Source organism: Rheinheimera sp., assembly GCF_020217005.1.
Lineage (GTDB): Bacteria > Pseudomonadota > Gammaproteobacteria > Enterobacterales > Alteromonadaceae > Pararheinheimera.
This window is the reverse complement of record NZ_JAIWOI010000228.1, coordinates 1-10,000: the sequence shown is the minus strand read 5'-3', so window position 1 is coordinate 10,000 and position 10,000 is coordinate 1. Positions and strand designations below refer to the sequence as shown.

Annotated in this window: 11 protein-coding genes; 6 read left to right on the top strand and 5 right to left on the bottom strand. The window is 47.4% G+C overall.

Features of this window, described 5'->3' with window-relative positions:
- A partial coding sequence (locus tag LDL40_RS11220) for an SIS domain-containing protein (RefSeq protein WP_300995467.1) occupies nucleotides 1-523 on the bottom strand: 523 nt, incomplete at its 3' end.
- Nucleotides 524-698: 175 nt separating this feature from the next.
- Between LDL40_RS11220 and LDL40_RS11215 the strand changes: the two genes are divergently transcribed.
- From LDL40_RS11215 to LDL40_RS11190, 6 genes are all read left to right on the top strand, one after another.
- On the top strand, nucleotides 699-1,478 hold the full coding sequence (locus tag LDL40_RS11215) for a glycosyltransferase family 25 protein (protein WP_300995466.1): 780 nt from the start codon (nucleotides 699-701) through the stop codon (nucleotides 1,476-1,478).
- Nucleotides 1,475-2,263 (top strand): glycosyltransferase family 2 protein, encoded by a 789-nt coding sequence (locus tag LDL40_RS11210; RefSeq protein ID WP_300995465.1) that lies wholly within the window; start codon nucleotides 1,475-1,477, stop codon nucleotides 2,261-2,263. The genes LDL40_RS11215 and LDL40_RS11210 overlap by 4 nt, the downstream gene beginning before the upstream one ends.
- Nucleotides 2,264-2,318: 55 nt before the next feature.
- Complete coding sequence (locus LDL40_RS11205; RefSeq protein ID WP_300995464.1) at nucleotides 2,319-3,308, top strand: glycosyltransferase; 990 nt, start codon at nucleotides 2,319-2,321, stop codon at nucleotides 3,306-3,308.
- 5 nt (nucleotides 3,309-3,313) lie between these two features.
- A complete protein-coding gene (gene waaA / locus LDL40_RS11200) occupies nucleotides 3,314-5,401 on the top strand; it encodes a lipid IV(A) 3-deoxy-D-manno-octulosonic acid transferase (RefSeq protein ID WP_300995463.1) in 2,088 nt (695 codons plus the stop codon).
- Nucleotides 5,401-6,582 (top strand): NAD(P)/FAD-dependent oxidoreductase, encoded by a 1,182-nt coding sequence (locus LDL40_RS11195; RefSeq protein ID WP_300995462.1) that lies wholly within the window; start codon nucleotides 5,401-5,403, stop codon nucleotides 6,580-6,582. Before waaA ends, LDL40_RS11195 begins: the two co-directional genes overlap by 1 nt.
- A 140-nt stretch (nucleotides 6,583-6,722) precedes the next feature.
- Nucleotides 6,723-7,178 (top strand): cupin domain-containing protein, encoded by a 456-nt coding sequence (locus LDL40_RS11190; protein WP_300995461.1) that lies wholly within the window; start codon nucleotides 6,723-6,725, stop codon nucleotides 7,176-7,178.
- A 5-nt stretch (nucleotides 7,179-7,183) separates the two neighbouring features.
- Here the strand turns inward: LDL40_RS11190 and LDL40_RS11185 are convergent, their stop codons facing one another.
- The 4 genes from LDL40_RS11185 to LDL40_RS11170 all read right to left on the bottom strand — a co-directional run.
- Nucleotides 7,184-8,371, bottom strand: a complete 1,188-nt coding sequence (locus LDL40_RS11185) for an alginate export family protein (protein ID WP_300995460.1) — start codon at nucleotides 8,369-8,371, stop codon at nucleotides 7,184-7,186.
- A complete protein-coding gene (locus LDL40_RS11180; protein ID WP_300995459.1) occupies nucleotides 8,371-9,072 on the bottom strand; it encodes a YoaK family protein in 702 nt (233 codons plus the stop codon). The genes LDL40_RS11185 and LDL40_RS11180 overlap by 1 nt, the downstream gene beginning before the upstream one ends.
- Nucleotides 9,069-9,482, bottom strand: a complete 414-nt coding sequence (locus LDL40_RS11175; protein ID WP_300995458.1) for a DoxX family membrane protein — start codon at nucleotides 9,480-9,482, stop codon at nucleotides 9,069-9,071. Before LDL40_RS11175 ends, LDL40_RS11180 begins: the two co-directional genes overlap by 4 nt.
- 17 nt (nucleotides 9,483-9,499) lie before the next feature.
- On the bottom strand, nucleotides 9,500-10,000 hold a 501-nt coding region (locus LDL40_RS11170; protein WP_300995457.1), incomplete at its 5' end, for an amidohydrolase family protein.

The window sequence follows — 10,000 nt, the reverse complement described above, 5'->3', positions numbered from 1 at the left end:
TATGCACTTCCTGAATCCGGGCGGTTTCGTCGTTTTTCACGATAATAGGCAGTTTGGCGATGTCTTTGACTAAACCACCATCACGACCCGTCAGGGCAACTGTGAAAGCACCTAAGTCATTGGCGGCTTTTAAAGCTAAATTGATATTTGGGCTTTTGCCAGAAGTTGTCAGGCCAATCACCACGTCTTGTGGGCGGACTAAACCTAACACCTGACGCTCAAACACGCTGTCAAAATGGTAGTCGTTGGCGTGGGCTGTCAGAATAGATGTGTCTGTTGTTAAGGCGATAGAAGCCAGCGGGCCACGTTCTGCTTTGTAACGCACCATAAATTCAGCTGCTAAATGCTGGCTGTCAGCCGCGCTGCCGCCATTGCCCATCCATACCACTTTACCGCCTTGTTTTAAGCAGTTTTGTACTGCGTCCAACAGCTGCATGGCTTGCTCGTGATAGGCTTCTACTGTGGCAAAGGCGTCACGGTGACGTTTCAAACTATCTAAAAAGCTTTGTTTTAAATCTGACATAGGAGGCTCTGTTTAGCTCTGTGATTGAAGGCATTTTAACGGATCTTAGTTATTGCAAAAGAACTTTTTCTGTATGTGCCCTGTCTTCAGCGGCATTGCGGGAAAAAAAGCTCTGTCTTTAGAAGGCGTTCAGGTAAAATCGTTGCACAGAAGCAGAATAAAGTGGAAGAAAAACATGGGACAGTTTGCAGGATACCCAATCTGGTTAATTAATCTGGACTCCAACCCTGAGCGTTATGAGTCAGCCAAAAAACAGCTGCATAAGCTGGGTTTGGACGCTGAACGCTTCAGTGCTATTTATGGCAAAAACCTCAGCCAGGCTGAAGTAGCGGCTTGTTATGATCCTGCATTAAACCAGAAGAAATTCCGCCGTCCTTTGTCACCAGGCGAAATTGGCTGTTATTTAAGTCACCGCACTTTATGGCAGCGTATGGTGGATGAAAATATCGCCATGGCCTTTATTCTGGAAGACGATATCGATTTAGAGCCTGAGTTTCTGACCGTACTGGAAAAAATCAGCCAATTAAACCACTGGGATATGATCAAATTAGCCGATGACAGAGCAGGCACTGGCGAGCAGAAAAAAGATCTGGGTGATGGTTATCAACTAGTGAATTTTGCCAAAGTTCCGAACTGCACCACGGGTTATGCCTTAACGCTGCAAGGTGCAAAAAAGCTGTTGAGTCGGCCTAAGTTTTTTCGCCCTGTGGATGTTGATCTGCAGTTTTACCCAGAGCTAAACCTGACTGTGTATTCAATCTTGCCTTACCGTTTATGGTCGGCCAGCCGGTTTGAAAGCGAAATAGACAAAATGAGTGGCGGCACCCGCAAAGGCGGTACTTCGTTTTGGCGTAATCTGAAATACAGGTTCCAGCTGAAATCTATCCGCAATAATCATCTGTCTGGTGATCTGTCGAAGGTACAATTTACCCCAGCCAAGCAGGACGAGGTATGAGCATGCGCAGCCGTAAAATTTCCTGTTTTGTTATCTCCTGCAATGAAGAAGACCGTATTGAAGCTTGTTTAAAGTCGCTTGCTGGCTGGGTTGATCAACTGATAGTGGTCGACTCCGGCAGTAAAGACAGAACAGTAGAAATAGCAGAAAAGTACGCCGACAAAGTCTATCAAACCGACTGGCCAGGCTTTGGCCCGCAGCGTAACCGTGCTTTAGCCTGGTGTGAACATGACTGGGTATTGAGCATAGACGCCGACGAAGTGTTAACACCTGAGCTGAAAGTGGAAATTGATCAGGTATTGGCAGAGCCTGATTTAGACGCCAACTTTATCAAAATGCCATGGCACACTTACTTTTTTGGCAAGTTGCTGAAACATGGTCGTTACTCCACTCCGCAGGGTAAATTATTTCTAAAAACAGGTGCCAGCTTTAAAGATCGTCAGGTGCACGAAACCCTATTGTTACCCTATGAAAAAGTGCGGGTATTAAAATCGGCCATTATTCACCACAGCTGGCGAAGTTATCAGCATTGTCAGGAAAAGCATGTGAAATATGCCTGTTTAGGTGCTGAAGATAAATTCGCCCGTGGTAAAAAGGCCAGTTTGGGTTTTGCCATTCTGCGTTTTTTCACCGACTTTATTCAGCAATATGTGCTGCGTTTGGGTTTCCTCGACGGTTGGCGTGGTTTACTGATGGCGATAGTGCTGGGCCAGTATGCGTTTCATAAATACGCCGCTTTGGCCACTATGGTGGCTGATGCAAAAGCTAAGCAAGTGAAGGGATAACAGCTTGAAGGCCCTCATTATAGGGCCTTCAGATATAGCCTATGGAATTTTTAAAATGAAAATATTACATGTAATGGTCAGTCGTCTTTCATTACCACCAAAAGACTATGGCGGCACTGAGCGTATTGTCTGGGGTTTATTAATGGCTCAGCAAGCTGCTGGTCATGAAGTGCGCTTATTGTGGGGCAGTGCACCAGAACTTCCAAAAAATGCCAGCCGTTACGATCCGGCCAAATCTATGCGCGAGCAAATTGGCAGTTGGCCTGACATAGTGCATTTTCATCAGCCATTTGATGGGGAACTGGATGTGCCTTATATCAGCACTGAACATGGCAACGCTGAAGGTGCCCGCACTTATGGTAAAAATACTGTATTTTTAAGTGCCCGCCATGCAGCTAATCACCATGCCGACTGTTATGTGCATAACGGGTTGGACTGGACCGAATATGGTCAGCCAAATTTAGGTAAGCCGCAGAATTACTTCCATTTTTTAGGCAAAGCCAAATGGCCTATTAAAAATCTGGCCGGTGCTGTGGCTGTATCTAAACAAGCCGGAGCCAAACTGCATGTGTTGGGTGGCGTGCGCTTTAGCCTGAGCAGCCGTGGTTTTTATTTCCATCCGGATCTGCATTTACGCTTTCATGGCATGGTAGGTGGCGAGCAAAAAAATCAGTTGGTGCGTAATTCTCAAGGCCTGATTTTTCCGGTGCGTTGGCACGAGCCTTTTGGTTTGGCCATTATTGAGTCTTTGTATCTGGGCACTCCGGTTTTTGCCACACCTTATGGCGCTATACCGGAAATTATTACCAGGCCTGATATTGGTTTATTGTCAACCAGTTATACAGAGCTGGCAGACGCTGTACAAAACATTCATAAGTACGATCGCGAAGCTTGTCATCATTTTGCCAAAACCAGTTTTGATCATCTGACTATGGCTGCAGCCTACCAGCGTTGTTATGACAAAGTGCTGGCCGGTGAGGTATTAAATAGCTCAGTACCTTTCAGCGAGCAAAGTTGGCATCAAATGTTGCCTGTCACGGATTAACGAAAATGTTCAGAGCAGGCAGTGGAATGGCCCGGGTGGCGCTATTGTTTTATTCAGCATTAATAGTGGTCATTACGCCTTTGTTGCTGTTGTACTTGCTGCTGCGCTCGCACAAAGATCCGGCCTATCGGCAACGTTTTGCTGAACGTTTTGCCTTGAAGCTGCCTGAAGCACAGGTCAAAGACGGCATAGTGCTGCATACAGTCTCAGTAGGGGAGTTTAACGCCGCCAAACCTCTGATTAAGCAACTTTTACAGCAATACCCGCATCTGCCTTTTACTATTACCTGCACTACGCCTACGGCTTCAGTTGCTATCGAAAAATTTCAGGCCGACCAACAACAGTTGGGCAAAAAAGTTGTGCATTGTTACCTGCCTTTTGATTACCCAATACTGATGCGGCATTGGCTAAAGTACATGCAACCGCAGTTGCTACTGATTTTGGAAACGGAGCTCTGGCCTAATCTGTTGGCAAACTGCAAAGCGCTGGCTATTCCGACTTTGGTGGTCAATGCCCGCTTATCGGCGCGCTCTGCCAGAGGTTATCGTCGTTTTAGCCTTTTCACTCAGCCTATGTTGCAACAGATCTGCCAAATTCTGACTCAGGACAAAAACAGCGCCAGGCGTTTTTCAGTCCTGGGTGCGCAAAGAGTGCAGGTGGCGGGTAATGTAAAATTTGAACTGGATGTGCCAAAAAGCAGCACTCAACTGGCACAAAGCTTAAAACCTTTGCTGCAAGGCCGGATTGTCTGGGTGGCGGGTAGCACTCATGCCGGTGAAGATGAGCTACTTATTCAGGCGTATCAGCAGTTAAAAGTGCAGTTCCCACAGTTATTACTAGTGCTGGTGCCACGGCATCCTGAGCGTTTTGATGCTGTGGCAGAACTATTACAACAGCAGCAACTGAAGTTTGTCCGTCGCAGCCTGAATGGTCTGCCTGACGCCAGTACCCAAGTCTGGCTTGGTGATTCAATGGGCGAGTTATTAAGCTGGTATCAACTGGCCGACTTTGTTTTTATCGGTGGCAGCCTGATTGAACGCGGTGGGCATAATCCGCTGGAAGCTATGGCTTTTGGTAAAGCCGTGTTGTCTGGCCCACATGTATTTAATTTTCAGCTGGTGTTTCAGTTGCTGCAACAGCAACAGGCATATTTTAAGGTGACCACAGCCGCCGATCTGGTCTGTACTGTCGCTGAGCTTATTCAGCAACCAGAACTGGCCATACAAACCGGGGAAAAAGGTTTAAAACTTTACCAGCAGCAACAAGGCGCTGTGGCTCGTATCATGGAACAGGTGCACTATTTATTGCCGATGGCTGAAATTAAAAAATTAAGTTCAGCCAATGCTTTAGCCTGGTTTGATCCGCACTTTTATCCGAACTTTGAGATGGCGTATTTTCAATCTGATTACTGGCAACAGCAGGGCTTAGTCACAGGCCAATCGAAAGGCCGTAATACAGTCTGGTTTATCCGCCAGCCAAACGGCCAGGAGGCGGTGCTGCGGCATTATTATCGCGGCGGTTTGGTCGGAAAAATCAACAAAGACAAGTTTTGGTCAGAGCCTGCAGCCCAAAGCCGGGCTATGGCGGAATTTAGTTTACTTTGGCAAATGCGCTTATGGGGTTTGGCTGTGCCACGGCCTTGCGCTGCTTTGTATCAAAAGCACGGATTTAGCTATAGCGCTGATATTTTGATTGAACGTATTCCTGACACCATAGACTTGGCTCATCTGCTGCAACAACGGCCTTTGACCAACTTAGAATGGCAACAGCTTGGTGCTGTGATCGCCTCTTTTCATCAGCATCAGGTGTATCACTCTGATTTAAATTGCCACAATATTTTGCTGGATAATCAGGGCCAGTTTTGGCTCATTGATTTTGATAAGTGCGCTATTCGCCACGCAGCAGACTATCCTGATCAAAGCTGGAAAACACAGAATTTGCAGCGTTTATTGCGCTCGTTAAACAAAGAACAACAACAGCTGCCAGTGTTTCATTGGCAGAGAGACCAATTCGCCGCGCTTGAGCTGGGTTATCAGCAAGCAGGCCATGGCCAGTCACAGCAGAAAAGCCAAAACAGACAGAGTACAAACTAATGCAGCAGTGGGACGTGATAGTGATTGGCGCAGGCGCCGCAGGTTTATTTTGTGCCATTGAAGCCGCCAAAAGAGGCCGTAAAACCCTGGTGCTGGATAACGGCAAACGTATAGGCCGCAAAATTCTGATGTCTGGTGGTGGCCGCTGCAACTTCACTAATATTTACGCCAGCCCGGCTAATTATTTATCGCAAAACCCGCATTTTTGTAAGTCGGCTTTAAGCCGTTATACCCAATGGGATTTTATCGCTTTAGTGCAGCAATACGGCATTGCTTATCACGAAAAGACTTTGGGCCAGCTGTTTTGTGACGACAGCGCCAAAGACATAGTCGATATGCTGCAACAAGAATGTGACAAGGCGGGCGTGTCTATAGCGCTGCAACAGGATATTCAAAACGTTAGTTTTGCCGATGGTGTGTACACAGTCACAACACCTCAGCTTAGCCGCAACTGTCAGAGTTTAGTGGTGGCTTGTGGTGGTTTAAGTTTGCCGAATTTAGGCGCTACAGCTTATGGCTTTCAACTGGCTGAACAGTTTGGTTTAAACGTATTGCCGGTGCGTGCTGCCTTAGTGCCACTGACCTGGCAACCAGCCGATAAAGCCGTCTTTGAAGAAATCAGTGGAGTGTCATTACCAGTCACGGCTGAAGCCAATGATGTGATGTTTCCGGAAGATATGCTGTTTACCCACAGGGGCTTAAGTGGCCCGGCTATTTTGCAAATCTCCAGCTTTTGGCAACCGGGCGACGAGCTGATTATCAACTTAGCGCCGCAGCAGGATTTAAATGAATTCCTGCTGGAGCAACAGCAAAAACACCCTGAGCAGGAACTCAAAACTATCTTGTCGCGTTTGCTGCCAAAACGTTTAGTTGAAAAGCTGCTGGAGCTGAACGTATTTCAAAATCAGCCTATTAAAGCGTTGCCATGCAAAGCTATGCAGCGTTTAGCCGACAGCCTGACGCATTATGTCTTTAAACCCAACGGCACCGAAGGCTACCGTACCGCCGAAGTGACTTTAGGTGGAGTCGACACCAACGAACTCTCGTCCAAAACCATGGAAGCAAAAAAACAACCCGGCCTGTATTTTGTCGGCGAAGTGGTCGACGTCACTGGTTGGTTAGGAGGCTACAACTTCCAGTGGGCCTGGGCATCGGGTTGGGTAGCGGGGCAGTATTGTTAGTTGTGTGAAATGACAATAAAACCCAGGCTTTCCGAAATTACTTCTTCTGTATGTGTGACACAGATCAGACCAACAGCTGTTTGACCTCGCCTTCGTTTCAGGGCAGTGTAAAGGCACGATCATTCAGCAGGAGAAGAGGGATGTTTAAATTAAAGTTAGGGTTAGCTGCGGGTTTGGCTTTGACCTGCCTGAGTACAGCAGCGGCAGAGCCGGATCAGCCATCACAAATTGTGACACAGGCCGAGGCTATAGCTGAAAAAGGCGATGGTTATATGTTTTACAGCTACTTCAACAAGCCTACTTTTGGTACCCAAGACGCGCTGACTGGTGTGGCTGTGATAGAACCTGGCAAAGAAATTCACCCACCTCATATTCATGCCGAAGAAGAGTATCTGATGGTAATTGAAGGCGAAGGTCTCTGGTCACTGAAAGATAAAGATATTGCTGCTAAAGCCGGCGATATTTTATATGCAGCGCCATGGGATTCGCATGGTATCCGCAATACTGGTAAAACCCCATTGAAGTTTGTCGTAATGAAATGGCATAGCAAAGGTGTGCCAGTGCCTGTGGATCCAGCAGCTAAGGCTAAGCCTTAATCAGGTTAAAACCGGTAATGCAGCATAGTCTCAAAAAAGCTGCTATTGCGCAGGGCCGGACTTTGATTGCTACCTGTTTCAATATCAATAAAGCTCGCTACCAGTTCTAAGCTGATATGCGGGCTGAATTTATATTCGGATTGAAAGCTGTAGTTATTCGCCAAGGCCTTTCCCGATTGCTGATCAGCCGGCAGCAACAGGCTTTGGCCAGGGCCGTAAATAGCGCCGTTTGGTTTTGCTTTGTAGAGTTTTTTTGCCTCCAGAGTCAGGCTAAAGTTTTCTGTCAGCGGATAAAGCCAGCCAAGGCCAATATGCTGAATATTGGTGGTGGCAAATACACCGGCCTCTGAGTAATAAGGTGCTTTGGCAAACAGGGGCTGAAACTCGTGGCTATCGGTAGCTTTTGAACCGCCGCCTGAAGCATAACTGGCAGTGAACGACAGCCGGTGCTGTGTCACTGTATAAGCCCATTCCAGCTGGCTAAACCAGGCAGAGAGTTGTTGTGGGCCGCGATCACCAAACTGGTAAATCAGCTGGTAAAAAGCTTCAAAAGCTCCCACTTTTTGCTGATATTCAGTTTCTATCGCATAAATATCATCCTGACTTTGGCCACGGCTGTCGCGGTAATTGATCGCGTGAACCAGCAGTTTCTGCTTTCGAAAAATGATGCCGCTTGCGGTTAAATCCTGATCTCTGCTGTCATCCAAAGCTTTAGCTTTACTTTTCACACTGTAACCATGATAAAACGACACTGTGGTATCGCTGCTAAATTGCTGATCTAACAGTACTCCGTCAAAACGTCGCCTGACGTTGGTCCCTTCTCTTTTGCCGAGCTGGCGCTGATTGCCAATGGACCAGACATGGCGGCCTAAGCTGACACTGGTGTTGGCCACAGCAGTTTTAAAAATCAGCTGGTGAATATCTGCAGTATTACGTTCCACCGAAAAAGTCTGGTTGTCGTAACTGGAGTCATAGGCACTGATCCCTTCCAGCAGCAGACTGCTGTTACTCGAGGTTTGCCAGTTCTGCCGGAGTAAAAACCTACTGAGTAAGGCATGATGATCGGCATCTGTCAGTTCCTGCTGATAGATATCCTGATGTTTAATAAAACCTTCCAGTTCCACTGCAACAAGGTCTGAGCTAAAGCCAGCAGTGCTCAACAACGCGACAGAAGTCAGAGCTTTCACTTGCATCAGGACTGCTCTGCTTCGAGGTTGCAATAATGCTCTTTGCGTAGCAGCCATACCAGAATGCCGATGGGCACTAATAAAGCCCAGAACCCCGCAACCAAATAGCAAAAGCCAGCCACAATCGCTCCGACTGCAAAGGCAGCTATAGGCCAGAAAGACTTAGAAATTCTTGTTTTGGTTGCAGCATCGCCTTTACCTAATATCAGCTCAATCAGATCCAACACGATTTGAGTTACATTGCCTGTCATCATTGAAGTTGGAGCCAGATGGGGCAGCAGCAAGCGGGTATAAGCGCTGTGTGCGCCCATAGCAGCTGCGCCCAGCATGCCGCAGATCATCGCCATAGGGGTTGGTTCTTCGCCAAAAGGTGCGGCTAATAAGCCTACTACCATAAAAGCCACCAGTAGCACTAACTGCAGTAAAACGGTCAGTTGGATTTGCAAATTTTGCTGCTGTTTAGTGTCCAGCCAAATCGTCAGGATACGAATAGCAGCTATACCCAAAATAAAGGCTGGGAAAGCTAAAAACTTCATTAGTACAGCGGAGCTGGATTCACTGACTAAACTGGCGCCGATCAGCACGAAGTTACCTGTGACGAGCGCAGTCAACAAACCAAACAAAGCGACAAAACCTAAGGTATTCACATAACCTGCTAAAAAGCCCAGGCTGATGGCCTGAAAACGATGTTTCGATTCGACGCTCATACCCTCTGTCCTTTTTTAGCCGGAAACAGCACAAAGCGACCGGGCCCAGCTAAAGCTATAGTGCCAAAGAGGATAATCAGCAACCAGCCAAATTGGCCTTGCTCCAGAGTCCAGTCAGCGTGAACCAGCAGCATAGACACCAGCAACAAAAATAACAAAGGCAGACACGCCAGCCTGGTCCAGACTCCGGCCATAATGGCCAAAGGGCAAAGTACTTCAGCAAAAAGTGCGCAGGCTAAAGTAACGGCTTTGCCTAAATGCAGCGGGTCGTCAATCAGCTGCAATTCGGTTTGCCAATGCAGCAACTTAGGCCAGCCATGGATCAGCAGCACCAACAAGCAGCCACTAAAGCGTAAAAACAGCAGACCCAAGTCAGGTTGTTGTAAAAAGGTCGGAGTGGTTAGTTTCATTGGTTTAGCTCCTGTCCTTAGAAAGCAAAACAGCTGCAACCTAACACACCCCAAAACGAGTTATGGTCCGACACTGGCATATCGGAGCGGCGCGCCACATCATGTGAATGGCCATGTACACCACAAGAGCCTGCACATTGGTGCGGTAAGGAACTGATTAACGGATGTACCCGGGCATGACCAGGCACTAAAGTGACAGGAGACCACTCAGGGACCACAGGAATAGGTGCAGGGCCATGGTCTGAGAAGTCATTAACGGCATACACTACTTTGCCATCTACTATGGTCATCACAGACTCAATGCCTTTGATTTCTTCTTCAGGTACGGTAAAAAAGTCAGAACTTAATACAGCTAAATCCGCCAGCTGTCCTGCTTTAATCCGGCCTTTTTTATCCACGTCACCAGAAAACCAGGCGCTGCCAGCAGTCCAGAGTTCTAAAGCTGTATCGCGTGGTAAACAATCTTTATCCAGATACAAAGGGGTGCCGCCCACCGTTTTACCTGAGACTAACCAATA

Coding starts and splice junctions, on each gene's coding strand:
- LDL40_RS11195 (WP_300995462.1), top strand. CDS start 5,401: ATGCAGCAGTGGGACGTGATAGTGATTGGCGCAGGCGCCGCAGGTTTA.
- LDL40_RS11205 (WP_300995464.1), top strand. CDS start 2,319: ATGAAAATATTACATGTAATGGTCAGTCGTCTTTCATTACCACCAAAA.
- LDL40_RS11210 (WP_300995465.1), top strand. CDS start 1,475: ATGAGCATGCGCAGCCGTAAAATTTCCTGTTTTGTTATCTCCTGCAAT.
- LDL40_RS11180 (WP_300995459.1), bottom strand. CDS start 9,072: ATGAGCGTCGAATCGAAACATCGTTTTCAGGCCATCAGCCTGGGCTTT.
- waaA (WP_300995463.1), top strand. CDS start 3,314: ATGTTCAGAGCAGGCAGTGGAATGGCCCGGGTGGCGCTATTGTTTTAT.
- LDL40_RS11185 (WP_300995460.1), bottom strand. CDS start 8,371: ATGCAAGTGAAAGCTCTGACTTCTGTCGCGTTGTTGAGCACTGCTGGC.
- LDL40_RS11175 (WP_300995458.1), bottom strand. CDS start 9,482: ATGAAACTAACCACTCCGACCTTTTTACAACAACCTGACTTGGGTCTG.
- LDL40_RS11215 (WP_300995466.1), top strand. CDS start 699: ATGGGACAGTTTGCAGGATACCCAATCTGGTTAATTAATCTGGACTCC.
- LDL40_RS11190 (WP_300995461.1), top strand. CDS start 6,723: ATGTTTAAATTAAAGTTAGGGTTAGCTGCGGGTTTGGCTTTGACCTGC.